A 20052-nucleotide genomic window follows, 5' to 3' on the forward strand; every position below is an offset into this window, starting at 1 on the left:
GTCCCGTCGCGGATGTGAAAAGAGCACGCTTCGGCGTGCTCTTTTTGCTTGCTGCGGGGCCGGCTGCGAATGCGCTTACGCGGCGGCCTCGTCGCGCCGCACCTCCAGCGTGCGGTCGTGGAACTGCGCCAGCGATTCGCGGTGCGCGATGCTGACGATCGCCGCGCCCGGCAGGCGCGCCGCCAGCAGGCCGTAGAGATGCGCCTCGTTCTCGGCGTCGAGCGCGCTGGTGGCCTCGTCGAGGAACAGGAAGTCGGGCTTGTGCAGCAGCACGCGCGCGCCGGCCAGGCGCTGCTGTTCGCCCGGCGAGAGGATCTGGGTCCAGTGGCCCGATTCCTCCAGGCGCCCGGCGTAGTCCTCCAGCCCGCTGTCGCGCAGCGCCGCGCGGCAGTCCTCGTCGCTGAAGCGCTCCACCGCCGACGGATAGGCCAGCGCGCCCTTCAGCGTGCCGATCGGCAGGTAGCTGCGCTGCGGCACGAACATCATGGCGGCGCCGACCGGCGCGTCGATCGCGCCTTCGCCGAACGGCCAGAGGCCCGCCATGGCGCGCATCAGCGTGCTCTTGCCGGCGCCCGAGGGGCCGCGTACCAGCCAGCGCGAACCCGGCTCGATGCTGATGTCCTCGATGCGCGACAGCGGCTTGCCGTCGGGCAGGGCGAGACGCAGGCCGTGGGTGGCGAGGTTCTGCGCGTCCACGTAATGCAGGTTGATGCCGCCGTGCTCGGTGGCCGGCGACATCGATTCCTTCAGGTGCGAGGCGCGCGTGACGCGCTTGAATTCGCGCAGACGATTGACGGTCGCGCGCCAGTCCACCAGGGTGCCGTAACTGTTCACGAACCAGGAGAAGGAGTCGCTGACGGTGCCGAAGGCGCCGACGATCTGCATCAGCACGCCGAACGAGTAGGCGCCCGCGAAGTAGCGCGGCGAGGCCACGGCGATCGGGAAGATGTTGGCGAGCTGGGCGTAGAAGCTGATCACGAAGGTCATGCGCTTGGTGATCGACATCACGCGCCGCCAGTTCTCGCGGATATGGCCGAACAGGTCGAGCGCGCCCTGGCGCTCGCGCGACATGCCGTCGTAGAAGGCGATCTGCTCGGCGTTCTCGCGGATCCGGATCAGGCCGAAACGCAGGTCGGCCTCGACGCGCTGCTGCTGGTAGGTGATCGAGACCAGCGGATGGCCGGCCTTGTAGGTCACGTAGGAGCCGATCAGCGCGTAGATCGCGGCGGCCCAGACCATGTAGCCGGGAATCACGAAGCTGGTGCCGCCCAGCGAGATGGTCGCCGCGCCCGCGATCGACCAGAGGATCACGATGAAGGAGAACAGCGTGACCACCGTCGAGAGCAGGTCGAGCGTCAGCGACAGCGTGCTGGTGGCGAGCGAATTCAGGTCGTCGGTGATCCGCTGGTCGGGGTTGTCGGCCAGCCGGTCGCGCTCGATGCGGTAGAAGGCGCGGTCGCCGAACCAGTCGTCGAGCGCCTGGGTGGTGATCCATTGCCGCCAGCGGAAACCCAGCAACTGTCGCAGGTAGCGGCTGTAGACGGCGATGATGATGAAGGAGAACGCGTAGCCGGCGAAGATCATCAGCAGGTGCGGCACCTGGGCGGCGTCCTTCTGCTGCAGCGCGTTGTAGAAGGCGCCGTTCCAGGCATTGAGCCGGACGTTGATCCAGACCACCGTGAGATTCATCGCGATGATCGCGATCAGCAGCGACCAGGCCAGCTTCCATTCCGAGGACACCCAGTAGGGCTTGATCAGGCTCCACGCGGAGATGCGGGCGTCGTCGGGCGGCGCGTCGTTCGCGGCGCGGGCGGCGGGGGACGAGGGCGTCATGGGTTTCCTGCGTTTGGGGGGCGCGATGCCGGGTTGTCGAAGCGATGCGCGAGCCAGGCCGCGCATCCAAACAAAATCGTGCCAGTTGGCGACAGCTTGCCGCGGATTGTGCGGCGCCTCGCTTAAACGGCTCTTAACCGCGCCGGGCCGCCCTCGGGGCGAATCCGGCGGCCGGCCGAAACAGGGGTCATTGTGCCAGCACCGCATGACGGCGCGCAGATCGGCGCCGAACCACCGTACCCGGCCAGGGGCCTCGCCGGAACCGGCCGCCGCCTGCCGCGCGATGCGGCGGCGCGGTTTGCGAGCGTCCGGGCTTCTGTGGTCTAATGGCCGCCTGACGAAACAGGGGTGCTTTGCTGCCCGCCGGAGCCGGAAACGGACCTCGGGCGATGCGGCGGCAAGGCTGAGAGAGACCCTTCGCACCCGATCCGGGTAATACCGGCGCGGGAAGTTTCCGATACCACCGGGTCGCGCGCTGTTTCCACGCTGTCGCCATGCTCTTGCCATCCATTGCGATGGTTCGACATGGGCGCCGCCCGGTCGGCCCAGGCCGCCGGTTTCGTCCGTTCGATCACGCCCTCGCGCGTCACGGAAGGAGCCCATGCCCGTTCTTCACGTCCAGCCGTTTTCCCCTGATTCCGATGCTTCGCGGTGCTGCCCGCCGTGGCCGGCTTGCGTTCGCGTGCTTGCCGGCGACGGCATTCGCGCCGACCTCGCTGCGGAGCGCGTGCGATGAGCCGCGCCGCCGGCGAGCGCCCCGATATCGCCGTGCTGGGCGGCGGCCTGGTCGGTCGCCTGATCGCCTGGCGACTGGCGGGGCTGGGCATGCGCGTTGCGCTCTACGAGCGTGGCGACGCGGCCGGTACGGGCGCTGCCGCCTGGGTGGCCGCCGCGATGCTCGCGCCGCTGGCCGAGGCGGCCAGCGCCGAGCTGTTGATCACCGAGCTGGGCGCGGCCTCGCTGGCGCGCTGGCCGCAGTGGCTGGCCGAGTTGCCCGAGCCGGTGTTCTTCCAGCACAACGGCACCCTGGTGGTCTGGCATCAGGCCGATCGCGCCGAGGCGCCGCTGTTCGAGCGGCGCGTGCGCGCCAACGCGCCGGCCGAGCTCGTCGACGGCGGCTTCGTCGCGCTCGCGGGAGCCCAGCTCGATGCGGCCGAACCGGCGCTGGCCGGGCGTTTCCCGCGCGGGCTGCTGCTGCCGCGCGAGGGCCAGCTCGACAACCGCCAGACGCTCGCCGCGCTCGCCGCGGGCCTGGCCGAGCGCGGCGTGCAATGCCACTGGAACACCGCCGTCAAGCACGCGCCCGAACCTCGCGCGCGGCTCACCGTCGATTGCCGTGGGCTCGGCGCCAAGCCGGTGCTGCCCGGGCTGCGCGGGATTCGCGGCGAGGTGGCGCGCGTGCGGGCGCCCGGCATCGATCTGACGCGGCCGGTGCGCCTGCTGCATCCACGTTATCCGCTCTACATCGCGCCGAAGCAGGACGATCTCTACGTGATCGGCGCGACCGAGGTCGAAGGCGAGGACATGTCGCCGGTCAGCGTGCGTTCCGCGCTCGAACTGCTGAGCGCGGCCTTCTCGGTGCATCCCGGCTTCGGCGAGGCGCGCATCCTCGAGCTCGGCACGCAGTGCCGGCCGACCCTGCCCGACCACCGGCCCGCGATCGCCTGGCGCGGCGAGGCCACGCTGGCCGTCAACGGCCTCTACCGGCACGGCTTCATGATCGCGCCCGAGGTCGCGCAGGCGGCCGTCGAGTTCGTCCAGGCCTGGTTCGGCGGCGCGCTCGGCAATGCCGGGCAGCCCGAGCCCGAGGCACTGGCCGCCTGGCGCGCGGTCGCGCGCTGGCCGGCGCTGTTCCGGACCGAGACCGATACGGCGCAGGCCCGTGCCTGACGCCGACCCACTCCCTACGATTGCCCCATGGACATCCAGATCAACCAGCAGACGCTGACGCTCCCCGACGGTGCCACCGTGGCCGACGCGCTCACCGCCTACCAGGCCAGGCCGCCGTTCGCGGTGGCCGTCAACGGCGCCTTCGTGGCGCGCGCGCGGCACGCCGCGCACACGCTCGCGGCCGGCGACCGGCTCGACGTGGTGCACCCGGTGGCGGGCGGCTGAGCCCCGCCGGCCCGCGCGACCGATTCTTACAGGACTTTCCCATGACGCCGCTTCCCACCACCGATGCGCTGACGCTGTACGGCACGCCGTTCCAGAGCCGCGTGCTGCTCGGCACCTCGCGCTATCCGTCGCTGCAATCGCTGTCGGACTCGATCGCCGCCTCGCTGCCCGGCATGGTCACCGTCGCGCTGCGCCGGCAGATGAACGCCGGCACCGCCGAGGCAGGCTTCTTCGACCTGCTCAAGCGCCACGCGGTGCCGCTGCTGCCGAACACGGCCGGCTGCCAGAGCGTCGCCGAGGCGGTCAACACCGCGCAAATGGCGCGCGAGGTGTTCGAGACCGACTGGATCAAGCTCGAGCTGATCGGCGATGACTACACGCTGCAGCCCGATCCGGTCGGCCTGATCGAGGCGGCCGGCCTGCTCGTGAAGGACGGCTTCAAGGTGCTGCCTTACTGCACCGAGGACCTGGTGATCGGCCGCCGCCTGCTCGATGCCGGCTGCGAGGCGCTGATGCCCTGGGGGGCGCCGATCGGCACCGGCAAGGGGGTGGTCAATCCCTATGGCCTGCGCGTGCTGCGCGAGCGCCTGCCCGATGTGCCGCTGATCGTCGACGCCGGGCTCGGCGTGCCCTCGCATGCCTGCCAGGTGATGGAATGGGGCTTCGACGGCGTGCTGCTGAACACGGCGGTATCGCAGGCCACGCATCCCGAAATCATGGCGCGCGCCTTCGCCCAGGCCGTCGAGGCGGGTCGCGCCGCCTTCCTGGGCGGGCCGATGGACCCGCGCGAAACCGCCCACGCGAGCACGCCGGTGGTCGGCATGCCGTTCTGGCACCAGGACGGGAGCGCGTCATGAGCCGCGGCGCCTCCACCCCCGCGCATTTCGCCGAGCTGTTCTGGCCGCCCGCCGACGAGCTCGCGGCGGCCGCCGAGCGGATCCGCACGCGGCTCGGCGACTGGCCCGCCCGCGCCGCGCCGATGCGAATCTGCGTCGCGGCACCCGAACATCCGGCCGCTGGCGACCTGTTGATCGTCACCGCCGGCGACGCGGAAGCCGAGGCCGCGCGCGCCGCCGGCGTGATCGCGGCGGGCGGCGCCGTGATCGCGATCGACGAGCGTCACGCCACCTTGGTGAGCGGCACGGCGCGCCACGCGCTGACGGCCGCCGCGCAACTCGCCGACGACTGGATCGCCGCGCTGGCCGCCTTCCTCGACTGCGGGTTCGAGCCGCACGACGCGCTGGTGCTGGCGCTGGCCTGGCGCGACGGCGACGAGGCCGCCGCGGGCGATCCCTGGCCGGTCGATCCGGCCCGCTTTCCCTCGATCGCCGGCGCGCCGGCCGCGCCCGAGCCGGCCTTCGCGCCGTGCCCGGCGCGGCTCGGCCTGTACCCGGTGGTGCCGTCGGCAGACTGGGTCGAGCGCGTGCTCGACTACGGCGCGCGCACCGTGCAACTGCGCCTGAAGGGCGTGCCGGCCGGGCAACTGGCCGACGAGGTGGCGCGCGCGGTCGCGGCGGGGCGCCGCCATCCCGATGCGCGCGTATTCATCAACGATCACTGGCGGCTGGCGATCGAGGCGGGCGCCTATGGCGTGCACCTCGGGCAGGAGGACCTGCAGACGGCCGACCTGGGCGCGATCGCGGCGGCCGGGCTGCGCCTGGGGCTATCGAGCCACGGCTACTACGAGATGCTGGTGGCGCTGCGCTTGCGCCCGAGCTACCTGGCGCTGGGCCCCGTCTACGCCACCACCACCAAGGCGGTCGCCGCGCCGCCCCAGGGGCTGGCGCGGATCGCCCGCTACGCGCGGCTGGCCGGCCGGCGGGCGCCGCTGGTCGCGATCGGCGGCGTTACCGCCGCCACGCTGCCGGCGGTGATCGCCACCGGCGTGGGCAGCGTCGCCGTGGTCAGCGCGGTGACGGCGGCGGCCGATCCGCGCGCGGCCGTCGCCTCGCTCGGCGCCTGCTTCGAGGCCTGAGCCGGCGGCGCCGCGCCGCCTCGGGCGGGCGGCGCCGATTGTCGCGATTTCCGTGACGCAGCGTTTCATGGCACGTCGCCGGCCGATGCCGGAAGCGCCCAGCCGGGCCTCCCGCCCGGCCGGCGCGAACCCCGCCGTACCGCGCCGCAGCATGCTCCGCGGGCTGCTCCGGCCCTTGTCGAGCGGGCCCGCCGGGGCGCCGCCCGGTTACATCGTGTAACGATTGGCGCGACGCCGAAATTGCCGCGCCGCACACGTGCGCGACAGCAATTCAAGGCAGGCCCTATAATTCGGCGTTCTGCGTAACAGGATTGTCAGCTCCGTGAGCTCTCCTTCCGAGTCCCTGCTGGAACTTCGCGACGTCGATTTCGGCTATGGCGGTGACCGGCTCGTCCTGTCGAATCTGAACCTGCGCTTCGGGCGCGGGCAGGTGGTGGCGGTGATGGGCGGGTCCGGCTGTGGCAAGACGACGGTGCTGCGACTGATCGGCGGCCTGGTGCGGGCCAGCCGCGGCCAGGTGCTGTTCGACGGCGCCGATGTCGGCGCGCAGTCGCGCGACGGCCTCTATGCGCTGCGCCGCAAGATGGGCATGCTGTTCCAGTTCGGCGCCCTCTTTACCGACATGTCGGTGTTCGACAATGTCGCCTTCGTGCTGCGCGAGCATACCGACCTGCCCGAGCCGCTGATCCGCGACCTGGTGCTGATGAAGCTCAACGCGGTCGGCCTGCGCGGCGCGCGCGACCTGATGCCCTCCGAGGTGTCGGGCGGCATGGCGCGCCGCATCGCGCTGGCGCGCGCGATCGCGCTCGACCCCCAGCTGATCATGTACGACGAGCCCTTCGCCGGGCTCGACCCGATCTCGCTGGGCATCACCGCGAACCTGATCCGCACGCTGAACCAGGCGCTCGGCGCGACCTCGATCCTGGTCACCCACGACGTGCCCGAATCGTTCGCGATCGCCGACTACGTCTACTTCCTCGGCAACGGCGGCGTGCTCGCCCAGGGCACGCCCGACGAGCTGCGGGCCTCGACCGAGCCGAGCGTGCGCCAGTTCATCGACGGCGTGCCCGACGGCCCGTTCCGGTTCCACTACACCAGCCCGCCGCTCGACGCGGACTTCGGCCTTGGCGGAGGGCGGCGATGATCAGTGCAATCGGTCGTTACGTGGTCGGTGGCCTCGAACGCACGGGTTATGCCTCGCGGTTGTTCGTGCGGCTGGTGCTCGAATGCTTCGCGCTGCTGCGCCGCCCGCGCCTGGTCACCAAGCAGATCCACTTCCTCGGCAATTACTCCTTCGTGATCATTGCCGTGTCGGGGCTGTTCGTCGGCTTCGTGCTGGGCCTGCAGGGCTACTACACGCTGAACCGCTACGGCGCCGAGCAGTCGCTCGGGCTGCTGGTGGCGCTCTCGCTGGTGCGCGAGCTCGGCCCGGTGGTCACCGCGCTGCTGTTCGCGGGCCGCGCCGGCACCTCGCTGACCGCCGAGATCGGCCTGATGAAGGCCGGCGAGCAGCTCACCGCGCTCGAGATGATGGCGGTGGACCCGATCAAGACGGTGGTCGCGCCGCGCATGTGGGCCGGCATCATCACCATGCCGCTCTTATCGGCGATCTTCTGCGCGGTCGGCGTGCTGGGCGGCTACTTCGTCGGCGTGGTGCTGATCGGCGTCGATCCGGGCGCGTTCTGGTCGCAGATGCAGGGCGGCGTCGACGTCTGGTCGGATGTCGGCAACGGCGTGCTCAAGAGCGTGGTGTTCGGCTTTGCCGTCACCTTCACCGCGCTCTACCAGGGTTACGAGGCGAAGCCGACGCCCGAGGGCGTGTCGCGCGCGACCACCAAGACCGTCGTGTACGCCTCGCTCGCCGTACTCGGCCTCGATTTCCTGCTGACCGCGCTGATGTTCAGCTAGTCAGCCAATACAGAGATGACGATGAAAAAGACTGCTCTCGACTTCTGGGTCGGCCTCTTTGTGGTGCTGGGTTTCCTGGCGCTGCTGTTCCTCGCGCTGAAGGTGGGCAACATGAGCTCGCTGTCGTTCCAGCCGACCTATCCCGTCAAGATGAAGTTCGACAATATCGGCGGGCTCAAGCCGCGCGCGGCCGTCAAGAGCGCCGGCGTGGTGGTCGGCCGGGTCGGCTCGATCGGCTTCGACACCAATACCTACCAGGCGGTGGTGACCGTCGACCTGGACAAGCAATACCCGTTTCCGAAGGATTCCTCCGCGAAGATCCTGACCTCGGGCCTGCTCGGCGAGCAGTACATCGGGCTCGAGCCCGGCGGCGACACCGAGATGCTGAAGGCCGGCGACACGATCTCGATGACGCAGTCGGCGATCGTGCTGGAGAATCTGATCGGGCAGTTCCTGTACAGCAAGGCAGCGGATGCGGGCGGTGCGAAACCGGCCGCGGCATCGGGGGCCGGCGCGCACTAGGCGGCGCCATCATCCCCACGGCGAAACAAGAGAAAAGAGAAGAGGGAACACCATCATGCAGACCATGCGCCTCAGGAACACGGTTCTGGCCGTCGCGGCCGTTGCCGCGATGAGCGGTTGCGCCACCGTCCAGACGCCCACCAAGGGCGATCCGTTCGAGGGCTTCAACCGGACCATGTACAAGTTCAACGACACCGTCGACACCTACGCGCTCAAGCCCGTGGCCAAGGGCTACCAGTGGGCGGTGCCGCAGCCGGTGCGCGACAGCGTGACGAACTTCTTCTCGAACATCGGCGACGTCTACATCGCCGCCAACAACCTCGTGCAGCTGCGCATCGCCGACGGCGTGGGCGACATCATGCGCGTGGTGATCAACACGGTGTTCGGCGTGGGCGGCCTGTTCGACGTCGCGACCGTCGCCAAGCTGCCCAAGCACACGGCCGACTTCGGCCTGACCATGGGCCACTACGGCGTGCCCTCGGGCCCCTACGTGGTGCTGCCCTTCCTCGGACCGAGCACGGTGCGCGACACGGCGGGCCTGGCGGTCGACTATGCCGGCAACCCGCTCACCTACGTGAGCCCGGACGCGCTGAGCTGGAGCCTGTTCGGCGTGAACCTGATCAATACGCGCGCCAACCTGCTCGGCGCCGGCGACGTGCTCGACGCGGCCGCGATCGACAAGTATTCCTTCGTGCGCAATGCCTACCTGCAGCGCCGCCAATCGCTGATCGCCGCCTCGGGCGGCCCCGGCGGACGCAAGGCGGCGGCCAGCGTGCCCGACTACAGCAGCGACGCGCTGCCGAAGTACGACGTGCCCGAGGACGGCTCGGCGCCTGCCGCCCCGGCCTCGGGCGCGGATGCCGCGTCGTCGGCCGCCGCCGCGCCGGATCCCTCCAGCGCGACCCACGTGCCGGCCCAGAACGTCGTGCCGCCCTCGCCGAACGGCCTGCACTGGCCCAGCCTGCGGCTGCACTGATCCGGCCCCGGTTCGTTACAGCCGGAAACGTTTGTGACGGCGACGGATGCAACTTGCACCCCGTCGTCGGTTCAAAATGACGCACCGACTCACTCTGCAGGACATAGCCATGAAAAAACTGTTTCTGATCCCCGTCGCCGCCGCTTTCTTCTCGTTCGGCAGCGCGGCCCAAGCGCAGGTCGACCAATCGAACCCGCAGGCGCTGATCAAGACCGCCACCGAGCAGGTGCTCAACGAAGTGCGCACGCAGTCGATCAAGCCGAACGACATCGGCCGCGTGACCGATATCGTCAATCGCGACATCCTCCCGTACGTCGATTTCCGCCGCACCACGCAGATCGTGATGGGCCGCAACTGGCGCGCCGCCACGCCCGACCAGCAGCAGCAGGTGATCGAGCAGTTCAAGATGCTGCTGATCCGCACCTACGCCGGCGCGCTGGCCCAGCTCAAGCCGGATCAGCAGATCCAGTACCCGCCGTTCCGCGCCGACCCGGGCGCCACCGACGTGGTGGTGCGCACGCTGGCGCAGACCAACGGCCAGCCGGCCCAGATCGACTATCGCCTGTACAAGTCGCCGCAAGGCTGGCGCGTGTATGACCTGAACGTGCTCGGCGCCTGGCTGATCCAGACCTACCAGCAGCAGTTCAACGAGAAGATCCAGCAAAGCGGCGTGGACGGCCTGATCAAGTTCCTGACCGAGCGCAACCAGCAACTGGCCAGCGGCAAGGCATCGTGAGCCAGTTCGCGACCGGCGCCACCCTGACCCACGCGAGCGCGAAGGCCGCGCTCGACGAGGGCCTCGGCCGGATCGCCGCCGGCGCGAACGCGGTCGACTGCGCGGCGCTCGCGCAGTTCGACTCGGCCGCGCTGGCGGTGCTGCTCGCCTGGCAGCGCGCGGCCCAGGCGCGCGGCGCGCGGCTCGACATCCTCAACCTGCCGGACAAGCTCGCCAGCCTGGCGCGCGCCTACGGCATCGACACCCTCCTCGCCGAGCGACATTGACGCTCGCCTGAGAATCGCACCCGGGCCGGCCCGCGCCAACCCGTGCCTGCGATGCCCCCTCCCGATGCGGGTTTGCCGCCTCGGACCGCCCCGCCGGTTTGCCCTATAATCAACCGTTTTGCGGGGCGTCCAATCGGCCCCCATTTTCCCCATTCGTTTCCAACGACCAGAATCCGGCGTCCCGGCGCTCAGGTGCCGCGCTCAGTCATGTCAGCCATAGAAATCCGCAACGTCAAGAAGCGCTATGCCTCGCTTCAGGCGCTCAAGGGCGTCAGCCTGTCCGTCGAGGAGGGCGAGTTCTTCGGCCTGCTCGGGCCGAACGGCGCCGGCAAGACCACGCTCATCAGCATCCTCGCCGGGCTCGCCCGCGCCGACGAAGGCAGCATCTCGGTGCGCGGCCACGACGTGGTGAACGACTTCCGCGGCGCGCGGCGCGCGCTCGGGGTGGTGCCGCAGGAACTGGTGTTCGATCCGTTCTTCTCGGTGCGCGAGACGCTGCGCATCCAGTCCGGCTATTTCGGCCTGCGCCGCAACGACGACTGGATCGACGAGGTGATGGCCAACCTCGACCTGACCGAGAAGGCCGATGCCAACATGCGCGCGCTGTCGGGCGGCATGAAGCGCCGCGTGCTGGTCGCGCAGGCGCTGGTGCACCGCCCGCCGGTGATCGTGCTCGACGAGCCGACCGCGGGCGTGGACGTCGAACTGCGCCAGACGCTCTGGAAGTTCATCTCGCGCCTGAATCGCGAAGGCCACACCATCGTGCTGACCACCCACTATCTCGAGGAAGCCGAGTCGCTCTGCGATCGCATCGCGATGCTGCGGCGCGGCGAGGTGGTGGCGCTCGATCGCACCGACGCGCTGCTGCGCCGCTTCGCCGGGCTGCAGCTCTACCTGCGCCTGTCGCAGGGCGAGCTGCCCGCCGAGCTGCGCACGCTGGCCAGCGAGCCGGCGCCGACCGGCGCGCGCGAGCACCTGTTGCGCCTCACCAACTACGACGAGGTGGAGCGCATCCTGTCGGCCTGCCGCGCGGCGGGCTGTGCATTCGACGAGATCGAGGTGCGCAAGGCCGACCTCGAGGACGTGTTCGTCCAGGTGATGAACGGGGCAGACGTGATCGAGGGTCTGGCATGAGCGGTTTTCGCACGCTGTTCTACAAGGAACTCCTGCGGTTCTGGAAGGTGTCGTTCCAGACCGTGCTCGCGCCGGTGGTGACCGCGTTGCTGTACCTGACGATCTTCGGCCACGCGCTGTCGGGCCGCGTCAACGTCTATCCCGGCGTGGAGTACGTGAGCTTCCTGGTACCGGGCCTGGTGATGATGAGCGTGCTGCAGAACGCCTTCGCCAACAGCTCCTCCTCACTGATCCAGTCGAAGATCACCGGCAACCTGGTGTTCATGCTGCTGCCGCCGCTGTCCTACGCCGAGATCTTCTCGGCCTACGTGCTGGCCGCCGTGGTGCGCGGGCTGGCGGTCGGGCTGGGGGTGTTCGTGGTGACCATCTGGTTCATCCCGGTCGGTTTCGCCGCGCCGCTGTTCATCCTGCTGTTCGCGCTGTTCGGCTCGGCCATCCTCGGCACGCTCGGCCTGATCGCCGGGATCCTGGCCGAGAAATTCGACCAGCTCGCCGCCTTCCAGAACTTCCTGATCATGCCGCTGACCTTCCTGTCCGGCGTGTTCTATTCGACCCACTCGCTGCCGCCCGTGTGGCGCGAGGTGTCGCGCCTGAATCCCTTTTTCTACATGATCGACGGGTTCCGCTACGGCTTCTTCGGTGTCTCCGACATCGATCCGCTGCGGAGCCTCGCTATCGTCGCCGGTTTCTTCGTGCTGCTCGCGCTGGTCGCGATGCGGCTCCTGGCCACCGGCTACAAGCTGCGTCACTGATATCGACTGGAGCCTTTTTCATGTTGCCGACTCCCGAGCAGGTCAAGCAATACATCGCGGGCGGTCTCGCCTGCACGCATCTGGAAGTCGAAGGCGACGGCCAGCATTTCTTCGCGACCATCGTGTCGGCCGAATTCGAGGGCAAGCGGCCGATCCAGCGCCATCAGCTGGTCTACGCGGCGCTCGGCGACCGCATGAAGCAGGAAATCCACGCGCTCAGCATGAAGACGCTGACGCCCGCCGAATGGCAGAACGCATAAAGAACGGACGAACTTCGTGCAAGTTTCAGTAAAAGAACGCGACGCGGTCCAGAGCGTCGCGACGAGCCCGGCTGTCGACCCGGCCGCCGGCCGGGTTGCGCACGGGCAGGGGGAGCGGCTGATATTGACGGGCGGGCGCCGCCTGGCCGGCGAGATCCAGGTGTCGGGCGCGAAGAACGCGGCCCTGCCGATCCTCTGCGCCAGCCTCTTGAGCGCCGAACCGTTGAGGCTCGACAACGTGCCCGACCTGCAGGACGTGCGCACCATGCTGGCCCTGCTGGGCGGGATGGGCGTGACGAGCGAGGTGGACGGCGCGCGCGTGGTGCTCGACGCGGCGAACGTGGGCGAGCCGGTCGCGCCCTACGAGCTGGTCAAGACCATGCGCGCCTCGATCCTGGTGCTGGGCCCGTTGGTGGCGCGCTTCGGCTACGCCAAGGTGTCGCTGCCGGGCGGCTGCGCGATCGGCGCGCGCCCGGTCGACCAGCACATCAAGGGCCTGCAGGCGATGGGCGCCGAGATCAGCATCGAGCACGGCTACATCGAGGCCCGCGCCACGCGCCTGAAGGGCGCGCGCATCGTCACCGACATGATCACCGTGACGGGCACCGAGAACCTGCTGATGGCCGCGGTGCTTGCCGAGGGCGAAACCATCCTCGAGAACGCCGCGCGCGAGCCCGAGGTGACGGACCTGGCCAACCTGCTGGTGAAGATGGGTGCGCGGATCGATGGGATCGGCACCGACCGGCTGGTGATCCAGGGCGTCGAGCGCCTGCACGGCGCGAGCCACGCGGTGGTGCCCGACCGCATCGAGGCCGGCACCTTCCTGTGCGCGGTGGCGGCCGCGGGCGGCGACGTCACGCTGCGCGGCATGCGCGCCAACCTGCTCGACGCGGTGCTCGGCAAGCTGCGCGAGACCGGCGCCGTGCTCGAGGAGCAGGCCGACACGCTGCGCGTGAGGATGGACCGGCGGCCCGCCGCGGTGGCGATCCGCACCTCGGAATACCCGGCCTTCCCGACCGACATGCAGGCGCAGTTCATGACCCTGAACGCCGTGGCCGAGGGCAGCGCGCACGTGGTCGAGACCATCTTCGAGAACCGCTTCATGCACGTGCAGGAGCTCAACCGGCTCGGCGCGGACATCGTGGTGGACGGCAATACCGCGCTGGTCACCGGCGTGGCGCGGCTGTCGGGCGCCGCGGTGATGGCCACCGACCTGCGCGCCTCGGCCAGCCTCGTGATCGCGGGCCTGTGCGCCGACGGCGAGACCGTCATCGACCGTATTTACCATCTCGATCGCGGCTATGATCGGATGGAAGCCAAGCTGAACGCCGTAGGCGCCGACGTGCGCCGTCTCACCGGGAGTCCCGCATGACCGCACCCCTGACCCTCGCGCTCTCGAAAGGGCGTATCTTCGAGGAAACCGTGCCGCTGCTGGCGGCCGCGGGCATCCAGGTCGCCGAGGATCCGGAATCGTCGCGCAAGCTGATCCTGCCGACCAACGACCCGAACGTGCGCGTGATCATCGTGCGCGCCACCGACGTGCCCACCTATGTCGAATACGGCGCGGCCGATTTCGGCGTGGCCGGCAAGGACGTGCTGATCGAGCACGGCGGCGGCGGGCTCTACCAGCCGATCGACCTGGGCATCGCGCGCTGCCGGATGTCGGTGGCGGTGCAGGACGGCTTCGACTACGCCAACGCGGTGCGCCAGGGCGCGCGGCTGCGGGTGGCCACCAAGTACGTGGCCACCGCGCGCGAGCACTTCGCCGCCAAGGGCGTGCACGTCGACCTGATCAAGCTGTACGGCTCGATGGAGCTGGCGCCGCTGGTCGGCCTGGCCGACGCGATCGTCGACCTGGTCAGCTCGGGCAATACGCTCAAGGCGAACCATCTGGTCGAGGTGGAGGAGATCATGCCGATCTCCTCGCGCCTCGTCGTGAACCAGGCCGCGCTGAAGTTGAAGCGCGCCGCGCTCAAGCCGATCCTCGACGCGTTCGAACGCGCGTCGAAGCAGGGCGGGGCCTGACCGCCCCGAGGCCCCGGCGCATCACCGGAACGGAAGCATCATGTCTATCAAGATTCGCAAACTCGATTCCAGCCGCGAAGGGTTCGCGGCCGACCTGCGTGCGGTGCTCGCGTTCGAGGCGAGCGAGGACGACGCGATCGAGCGCTCGGTCGCGGCCATCCTGGCCGACGTGAAGGCGCGCGGCGACGCGGCCGTGCTCGACTACACGAACCGCTTCGACCGCCTGCAGGCCGCCAGCGTGGCCGCGCTGGAACTGCGCCAGGACGCGCTGGAAGCCGCCCTGGAAGGGCTCGAGCCCAAGCGCCGCGCGGCGCTGGAGGCGGCCGCCGCGCGCGTGCGCGGCTACCACGAGAAGCAGAAGCTCGAGTGCGGCAGCCATAGCTGGCAGTACACCGAATCGGATGGCACGGTGCTGGGCCAGAAGGTCACGCCGCTCGACCGCGTCGGTCTCTACGTGCCGGGCGGCAAGGCCGCCTATCCCTCCTCGGTGCTGATGAACGCGATTCCGGCGCGGGTCGCCGGGGTCGGCGAGATCGTGATGGTGGTGCCCACCCCCGACGGCGTGAGCAACGAGCTGGTGCTGGCCGCGGCCTACCTGGGCGGCGTCGATCGCGTGTTCACCATCGGCGGCGCGCAGGCGGTGGCCGCGCTCGCCTACGGCACCGAAACCGTGCCGGCGGTCGACAAGATCTGCGGCCCGGGCAATGCCTATGTGGCCTCGGCCAAGCGCCGCGTGTTCGGCACGGTCGGCATCGACATGATCGCCGGGCCTTCCGAGATCCTGGTGATCTGCGACGGCACCACCGATCCGCACTGGGTGGCGATGGACCTGTTCTCGCAGGCCGAGCACGACGAGCTCGCGCAGTCGATCCTGCTGTGCCCCGACGCGGCCTTCATCGAGCGCGTCGAGAAGGCGATCGACGAGCTGCTGCCGAGCATGCCGCGCGAGGCCGTGATCCGCGCCTCGCTGGAAGGGCGCGGCGCGCTGGTCAAGGTGCGCGACATGGCCGAGGCCTGCCGGATCGCCAACGACATCGCGCCCGAGCACCTGGAGATCTCCGCGCTCGAGCCGCAGCAGTGGGGCAAGCAGATCCGCCACGCCGGCGCGATCTTCCTCGGCCGCTACACCAGCGAGAGCCTGGGCGACTACTGCGCGGGCCCGAACCACGTGCTGCCGACCTCGCGCACCGCGCGCTTCTCCTCGCCGCTGGGCGTCTACGATTTCATCAAGCGCTCCAGCGTGATCGAGGTCAGCGCCGAGGGCGCGCAGACGCTCGGCGAGATCGCCTCCGAGCTGGCCTACGGCGAAGGCCTGCAGGCGCATGCACGCAGCGCCGAGTACCGGATGCGCCACCACGGCCACCACTGACTACGCTCGCGCCGGTGTAGCCGGCGCGAGCGTGGCGCGCCAGGAGACGGCTCGCGCCAAAGCCTCGCCACCCCACGCGACGAGACCCGCAGTACCCCACAGGCGGCCCGCCTCGACCGGCCGCGGCAAGGAACGGCGCCAAGCACGCCGTGCACACCATGACGACGCCTCAAGACATCATCCGTCCCGACGTGCTCGCGATGACGGGCTACCCGGTGCCCGACGCGACCGGCTTCGTGAAGCTCGACGCGATGGAGAACCCGTATACGCTGCCGGCCCCGCTGGCCGCCGGGCTCGGCGAACGGCTCGCGCAGGTCGCGCTGAACCGCTATCCGCCGCCGCGCCCGCTCGCGTTGATCGACAAGCTGCGCGCGGCGATGGGGATTCCGGCCGAGCTCGATGTGATGCTCGGCAACGGTTCGGACGAACTGATCAGCATCCTCTGCATCGCCTGCGCCAGGCCCGGCGCGAGCGTGCTGATGCCGGTGCCGGGTTTCGTGATGGTCGAGCAGTACGCGCGCTTCGCCGGGCTCGACTTCGTCGGCGTGCCGCTGCGCGAGGATATGTCCCTCGATATCGAGGCGATGCTTGCGGCGATCGCCGAGCACCGCCCGGCGCTGATCCACCTGGCCTACCCGAACAATCCCACCGGCACGCTCTACGCCGACGAGGACGTTGCCCGCATCATCGCGGCGGCCGGCACCAGCCTGGTGGTGATCGACGAGGCCTACCAGCCCTTCGCCGAGCGCAGTTGGCTCGCGCGCGTGCCCGAGTTCGACAACGTGGTGGTGATGCGCACGGTCTCGAAGATGGGCCTGGCCGGCGTACGGCTCGGCTACCTGGCCGGCGCACCGGCCTGGCTGGCCGAATTCGACAAGGTGCGCCCGCCCTACAACGTCAACGTGCTGACCCAGGCGGCGGTCGACTACCTGCTCGACCACCTCGGCGTGCTCGACGCGCAGGCCGCCGAGCTGCGCGCCGAGCGCGGACGGCTGGCGCAGGCCCTGGCCGCGCTGCCGGGTGCCACGGTGTTCCCCAGCGCCGGCAATTTCCTGCTGGTGCGCGTGCCCGACGCCGGCGCGCTGTTCGAGTCGTTATTGTCCGAGCGGGTATTGATCAAAAACGTGAGTAAAATGCACCCATTGCTCGCGAATTGCGTGCGTTTGACCGTCGGTTCTCCTGACGAGAACGACCTGCTGCTCGCCGCGCTGCGGCGGGTGCTGCACTGAACCGGGCCGGCGCGCCTGGCATCGTTCGGTTGGCGCCGGCACCATCTCGCCCCCTTTACCTCAGCCATTTCAAGGAATCACCATGCGTGTGGCGGAAGTCGTTCGCAATACCAGCGAAACGCAGATCCGTGTGAAGATCAATCTCGACGGCACGGGCCAGCAGAAGCTGGCCACCGGCGTGCCGTTCCTCGACCATATGCTCGACCAGATCGCGCGCCATGGTCTCATCGATCTCGACATCGAAGCGCATGGCGATACCCATATCGACGACCACCACACGGTGGAGGACGTCGGCATCACGCTCGGCCAGGCGGTCGCGAAGGCGATCGGCGAGCGCAAGGGGATCCGCCGCTACGGCCATTCCTACGTGCCGCTCGACGAGGCGCTGTCGCGCGTGGTGATCGACTTCTCGGGCCGTCCCGGCCTGGAATTCCACGTGCCGTTCACGCGCGCGCGGATCGGCACCTTCGACGTGGACCTGTCGATCGAGTTCTTCCGCGGCTTCGTGAACCATGCCGGCGTCACGCTGCACATCGACAATCTGCGCGGCATCAACGCGCATCATCAGCTCGAGACCGTGTTCAAGGCCTTCGGCCGCGCGCTGCGCATGGCGGTCGAGCTCGACGAGCGCGCCGCCGGCCAGATCCCGTCGACCAAGGGCAGCCTCTGATCGAATGCGCGCCCGGCGGGCCGGCAGACGGCCTCGCCGGGCTTCCGATTCGCCCGTTCGCCATGCGGCCCGTCCATGGACCTGCTCAAATCGTTCATCTCGCTGCTCGCGCTGATCAACCCGCTCGGCGCGGTGCCGTTCTTCCTGAGCCTGACGGCCTCGCAGGGCGACGAGGAGCGGCGCCGCACGGTGCGCATCGCGGCGGTCTCGGTGTTCTTCGTGATCGTCGTGACGACCCTGCTGGGCCAGCAGATCATCCGCTTCTTCGGGATCTCGGTGGGCTCGCTGGAGGTGGGCGGCGGCATCATCATGCTGCTGATGGCGATCAACATGCTCAACGCGCAGATGGGCAACGCGCGCTCCACGCCCGAGGAGCGCGACGAGGCCGAGTCGAAGAACAGCGTGGCGGTGGTGCCGCTCGCGATCCCGCTCCTGACCGGCCCCGGCTCGATCAGCACGGTGATCGTCTATTCGGCCAATGCCGCGCACTGGTACGACCGGCTGGGCCTGATCGCGATCGGCGCGGTGATCGCGGGCCTCTGTTTCGTCGCGATGCGGCTGGCCGAGCCGATCGCGCACTGGATCGGCCGCACCGGCATTAATATTGCGACGCGGCTGATGGGATTGATGTTGTCGGCGCTGGCGGTGGAGTTCATCGTCGACGGACTGAAGGCGTTACTGCCTGCACTGAAATGAAAACTTCGATTGCGATTGTGGATTATGGAATGGGCAACCTGCGTTCGGTGGCCCAGGCGCTGAGGAAGGCGGGGCCGGAAGCCGAGGTGGCGATCGTCGATCGCCCCGAGCAGATCCGCGCGGCCGACCGCGTGGTGCTGCCGGGCCAGGGCGCGATGCCCGACTGCATGCGCTGCCTGGGCGAGTCGGGGCTGCAGGAGGCGGTGATCGAGGCCTCGCGCAGCAAGCCGCTGCTGGGCGTGTGCGTGGGCGAGCAGATGCTGTTCGACTGGAGCGCCGAGGGCGATACGCCGGGCCTGGGCCTGCTGCCGGGCAAGGTGCTGCGCTTCGACCTGGAAGGCCGGCTGCAGGACGACGGCTCGCGCTACAAGGTGCCCCAGATGGGCTGGAACCGCGTGCGCCAGACCCTGGCCCACCCGTTGTGGGACGGCGTGCCCGACGAGGCCTTCTTCTACTTCGTGCACAGCTACTACGTGGAGCCCGCCGATCGTGCCCACGCGGCCGGCGAAACCCCTTACGGCGAGCCCTTCGTGTCGGCGGTGGCGCGCGACAATATCTTCGCGACCCAATTTCACCCGGAGAAAAGCGCCGAGGTCGGGCTGCGGCTGTACCGCAATTTCGTGCACTGGCAGCCCTGAGCGTCGCGCGGCCGCCACGCCGGATGGGCCCAGAATGCCCGTGCTGCGGGGCTCGCGCGTCAAAACCCTGAAAGACTTGTACTAAACTAGCAAACGGCGCGGTGCCGGTTCGGCCGGCAACGACGCGTCCCCCCTCCTTTTTCCAGACGACTTCCGATAGCTATGCTGCTGATTCCGGCCATCGATCTTAAAGACGGTCAATGTGTGCGCCTCAAACAGGGCGATATGGACCAGGCGACGATTTTCTCCGAGGACCCGGCGGCGATGGCTCGCAAATGGGTCGATCTCGGCGCGCGGCGCCTTCATCTGGTCGACCTGAACGGCGCGTTCGCGGGCAAGCCGAAGAACCTCGAGGCGATCGAGGCGATCCTCGAGGAGGTCGGCGACGAGATCCCGGTGCAACTGGGCGGCGGCATCCGCAGCCTGGAGACCATCGAGAAGTATCTCGACGCGGGCCTGTCCTACGTGATCATCGGCACTGCCGCCGTGAAGGACCCGGGCTTCCTGCAGGATGCCTGCACCGCCTTCGCCGGCAGCATCATCGTCGGCCTCGACGCGAAGGACGGCAAGGTCGCCACCGACGGCTGGAGCAAGCTGACCGGTCACGAGGTGATCGACCTGGCCCGCAAGTTCGAGGACTACGGCGTCGAATCGATCGTCTATACCGACATCGGCCGCGACGGCATGCTCCAGGGCATCAACATCGAGGCGACCGTCAAGCTCGCGCAGGCGGTCGGCATTCCGGTGATTGCCAGCGGCGGCCTGTCGAACCTCAACGACATCGAGCAGCTCTGCGAGGTGGAAGGCGAGGGAATCGAGGGCGTGATCTGCGGCCGCGCGATCTACTCCGGCGATCTCGACTTTTCGGTCGCGCAACGGCGCGCCGACGAACTGAACGGCGAACTCGACGACGCCTGATCCGCTCGCGGCGGATCACCGCCCGCGTCT

General features: G+C 69.2%; 22 protein-coding genes and 1 riboswitch. Of the genes, 21 read left to right on the plus strand and 1 reads right to left on the minus strand.

The annotated features are described in order from the left end of the window. Positions 1-75: 75 nt before the first annotated feature. The gene (locus tag BM43_RS25465; RefSeq protein ID WP_036048478.1) at positions 76-1833 is read right to left on the minus strand and encodes an ABC transporter ATP-binding protein/permease; all 1758 of its coding nucleotides are present in this window, start codon (positions 1831-1833) and stop codon (positions 76-78) included. 334 nt (positions 1834-2167) lie between these two features. Beyond that, positions 2168-2300, plus strand: a riboswitch (TPP riboswitch). A 265-nt stretch (positions 2301-2565) separates the two neighbouring features. On the opposite strand from BM43_RS25465, the gene BM43_RS25470 reads away from it, so the two are divergent. The 21 genes from BM43_RS25470 to hisA all read left to right on the plus strand — a co-directional run bounded on the left by BM43_RS25470 (position 2566) and on the right by hisA (position 20022). Further along, entirely contained in the window at positions 2566-3723 is a 1158-nt protein-coding gene (locus BM43_RS25470; protein ID WP_036048477.1) for an FAD-dependent oxidoreductase, read from the plus strand. Positions 3724-3750: 27 nt separating this feature from the next. Continuing rightward, a complete protein-coding gene (gene thiS / locus BM43_RS25475) occupies positions 3751-3948 on the plus strand; it encodes a sulfur carrier protein ThiS (RefSeq protein WP_013696417.1) in 198 nt (65 codons plus the stop codon). 41 nt (positions 3949-3989) lie between these two features. Continuing rightward, positions 3990-4805, plus strand: a complete 816-nt coding sequence (locus tag BM43_RS25480) for a thiazole synthase (protein ID WP_013696418.1) — start codon at positions 3990-3992, stop codon at positions 4803-4805. Beyond that, a complete protein-coding gene (gene thiE, locus BM43_RS37865; protein ID WP_042284870.1) occupies positions 4802-5923 on the plus strand; it encodes a thiamine phosphate synthase in 1122 nt (373 codons plus the stop codon). The genes BM43_RS25480 and thiE overlap by 4 nt, the downstream gene beginning before the upstream one ends. Before the next feature lie 322 nt (positions 5924-6245). Next, the gene (locus BM43_RS25490) at positions 6246-7067 is read left to right on the plus strand and encodes an ABC transporter ATP-binding protein (protein WP_013696420.1); all 822 of its coding nucleotides are present in this window, start codon (positions 6246-6248) and stop codon (positions 7065-7067) included. After that, positions 7064-7831 (plus strand): lipid asymmetry maintenance ABC transporter permease subunit MlaE, encoded by a 768-nt coding sequence (mlaE, locus tag BM43_RS25495; protein WP_013696421.1) that lies wholly within the window; start codon positions 7064-7066, stop codon positions 7829-7831. The genes BM43_RS25490 and mlaE overlap by 4 nt, the downstream gene beginning before the upstream one ends. Before the next feature lie 15 nt (positions 7832-7846). Then, positions 7847-8353, plus strand: a complete 507-nt coding sequence (mlaD, locus tag BM43_RS25500) for an outer membrane lipid asymmetry maintenance protein MlaD (RefSeq protein ID WP_013696422.1) — start codon at positions 7847-7849, stop codon at positions 8351-8353. Positions 8354-8408: 55 nt separating this feature from the next. Further along, complete coding sequence (locus BM43_RS25505) at positions 8409-9329, plus strand: MlaA family lipoprotein (protein WP_036048476.1); 921 nt, start codon at positions 8409-8411, stop codon at positions 9327-9329. Positions 9330-9438: 109 nt separating this feature from the next. Beyond that, positions 9439-10065, plus strand: a complete 627-nt coding sequence (locus BM43_RS25510; RefSeq protein ID WP_013696424.1) for an MlaC/ttg2D family ABC transporter substrate-binding protein — start codon at positions 9439-9441, stop codon at positions 10063-10065. Next, positions 10062-10331: an STAS domain-containing protein gene (locus tag BM43_RS25515; RefSeq protein ID WP_025101319.1), complete on the plus strand. Its 270-nt coding sequence runs from the start codon at positions 10062-10064 to the stop codon at positions 10329-10331. The genes BM43_RS25510 and BM43_RS25515 overlap by 4 nt, the downstream gene beginning before the upstream one ends. A gap of 207 nt (positions 10332-10538) precedes the next feature. Continuing rightward, positions 10539-11465, plus strand: coding sequence for an ABC transporter ATP-binding protein (locus tag BM43_RS25520; RefSeq protein ID WP_013696426.1), 927 nt, complete (start codon positions 10539-10541; stop codon positions 11463-11465). Then, entirely contained in the window at positions 11462-12217 is a 756-nt protein-coding gene (locus tag BM43_RS25525) for an ABC transporter permease (RefSeq protein ID WP_013696427.1), read from the plus strand. Before BM43_RS25520 ends, BM43_RS25525 begins: the two co-directional genes overlap by 4 nt. Before the next feature lie 20 nt (positions 12218-12237). Beyond that, entirely contained in the window at positions 12238-12477 is a 240-nt protein-coding gene (locus BM43_RS25530; protein ID WP_013696428.1) for a BolA family protein, read from the plus strand. Between the two features lie 16 nt (positions 12478-12493). Continuing rightward, a complete protein-coding gene (murA, locus tag BM43_RS25535) occupies positions 12494-13849 on the plus strand; it encodes a UDP-N-acetylglucosamine 1-carboxyvinyltransferase (RefSeq protein WP_036048475.1) in 1356 nt (451 codons plus the stop codon). After that, on the plus strand, positions 13846-14502 hold the full coding sequence (hisG, locus tag BM43_RS25540) for an ATP phosphoribosyltransferase (protein WP_017918341.1): 657 nt from the start codon (positions 13846-13848) through the stop codon (positions 14500-14502). Before murA ends, hisG begins: the two co-directional genes overlap by 4 nt. A gap of 40 nt (positions 14503-14542) precedes the next feature. After that, positions 14543-15871 (plus strand): histidinol dehydrogenase, encoded by a 1329-nt coding sequence (gene hisD, locus BM43_RS25545; protein WP_013696431.1) that lies wholly within the window; start codon positions 14543-14545, stop codon positions 15869-15871. Between the two features lie 158 nt (positions 15872-16029). Continuing rightward, positions 16030-17100 (plus strand): histidinol-phosphate transaminase, encoded by a 1071-nt coding sequence (gene hisC, locus BM43_RS25550; protein ID WP_036048474.1) that lies wholly within the window; start codon positions 16030-16032, stop codon positions 17098-17100. Between the two features lie 82 nt (positions 17101-17182). After that, positions 17183-17770: an imidazoleglycerol-phosphate dehydratase HisB gene (gene hisB, locus BM43_RS25555; protein ID WP_017918339.1), complete on the plus strand. Its 588-nt coding sequence runs from the start codon at positions 17183-17185 to the stop codon at positions 17768-17770. Positions 17771-17845: 75 nt separating this feature from the next. After that, the gene (locus BM43_RS25560; RefSeq protein ID WP_013696434.1) at positions 17846-18466 is read left to right on the plus strand and encodes a MarC family protein; all 621 of its coding nucleotides are present in this window, start codon (positions 17846-17848) and stop codon (positions 18464-18466) included. After that, positions 18463-19104 (plus strand): imidazole glycerol phosphate synthase subunit HisH, encoded by a 642-nt coding sequence (gene hisH / locus BM43_RS25565; RefSeq protein WP_013696435.1) that lies wholly within the window; start codon positions 18463-18465, stop codon positions 19102-19104. The genes BM43_RS25560 and hisH overlap by 4 nt, the downstream gene beginning before the upstream one ends. Positions 19105-19266: 162 nt before the next feature. After that, complete coding sequence (gene hisA, locus BM43_RS25570) at positions 19267-20022, plus strand: 1-(5-phosphoribosyl)-5-[(5-phosphoribosylamino)methylideneamino]imidazole-4-carboxamide isomerase (RefSeq protein ID WP_013696436.1); 756 nt, start codon at positions 19267-19269, stop codon at positions 20020-20022. Positions 20023-20052 lie beyond the last annotated feature (30 nt).

This window comes from Burkholderia gladioli (genome assembly GCF_000959725.1).
In the GTDB taxonomy this organism is placed as follows: Bacteria; Pseudomonadota; Gammaproteobacteria; order Burkholderiales; family Burkholderiaceae; genus Burkholderia; species Burkholderia gladioli.

Bases quoted from the DNA above. Each gene is read 5' to 3' on its own strand.
- BM43_RS25465 (WP_036048478.1), bottom strand. From the start codon at position 1,833: ATGACGCCCTCGTCCCCCGCCGCCCGCGCCGCGAACGACGCGCCGCCC.
- BM43_RS25470 (WP_036048477.1), top strand. From the start codon at position 2,566: ATGAGCCGCGCCGCCGGCGAGCGCCCCGATATCGCCGTGCTGGGCGGC.
- thiS (WP_013696417.1), top strand. From the start codon at position 3,751: ATGGACATCCAGATCAACCAGCAGACGCTGACGCTCCCCGACGGTGCC.
- BM43_RS25480 (WP_013696418.1), top strand. From the start codon at position 3,990: ATGACGCCGCTTCCCACCACCGATGCGCTGACGCTGTACGGCACGCCG.
- thiE (WP_042284870.1), top strand. From the start codon at position 4,802: ATGAGCCGCGGCGCCTCCACCCCCGCGCATTTCGCCGAGCTGTTCTGG.
- mlaE (WP_013696421.1), top strand. From the start codon at position 7,064: ATGATCAGTGCAATCGGTCGTTACGTGGTCGGTGGCCTCGAACGCACG.
- mlaD (WP_013696422.1), top strand. From the start codon at position 7,847: ATGACGATGAAAAAGACTGCTCTCGACTTCTGGGTCGGCCTCTTTGTG.
- BM43_RS25505 (WP_036048476.1), top strand. From the start codon at position 8,409: ATGCAGACCATGCGCCTCAGGAACACGGTTCTGGCCGTCGCGGCCGTT.
- BM43_RS25510 (WP_013696424.1), top strand. From the start codon at position 9,439: ATGAAAAAACTGTTTCTGATCCCCGTCGCCGCCGCTTTCTTCTCGTTC.
- BM43_RS25520 (WP_013696426.1), top strand. From the start codon at position 10,539: ATGTCAGCCATAGAAATCCGCAACGTCAAGAAGCGCTATGCCTCGCTT.
- BM43_RS25525 (WP_013696427.1), top strand. From the start codon at position 11,462: ATGAGCGGTTTTCGCACGCTGTTCTACAAGGAACTCCTGCGGTTCTGG.
- BM43_RS25530 (WP_013696428.1), top strand. From the start codon at position 12,238: ATGTTGCCGACTCCCGAGCAGGTCAAGCAATACATCGCGGGCGGTCTC.
- hisG (WP_017918341.1), top strand. From the start codon at position 13,846: ATGACCGCACCCCTGACCCTCGCGCTCTCGAAAGGGCGTATCTTCGAG.
- hisD (WP_013696431.1), top strand. From the start codon at position 14,543: ATGTCTATCAAGATTCGCAAACTCGATTCCAGCCGCGAAGGGTTCGCG.
- hisC (WP_036048474.1), top strand. From the start codon at position 16,030: ATGACGACGCCTCAAGACATCATCCGTCCCGACGTGCTCGCGATGACG.
- hisB (WP_017918339.1), top strand. From the start codon at position 17,183: ATGCGTGTGGCGGAAGTCGTTCGCAATACCAGCGAAACGCAGATCCGT.
- BM43_RS25560 (WP_013696434.1), top strand. From the start codon at position 17,846: ATGGACCTGCTCAAATCGTTCATCTCGCTGCTCGCGCTGATCAACCCG.
- hisH (WP_013696435.1), top strand. From the start codon at position 18,463: ATGAAAACTTCGATTGCGATTGTGGATTATGGAATGGGCAACCTGCGT.
- hisA (WP_013696436.1), top strand. From the start codon at position 19,267: ATGCTGCTGATTCCGGCCATCGATCTTAAAGACGGTCAATGTGTGCGC.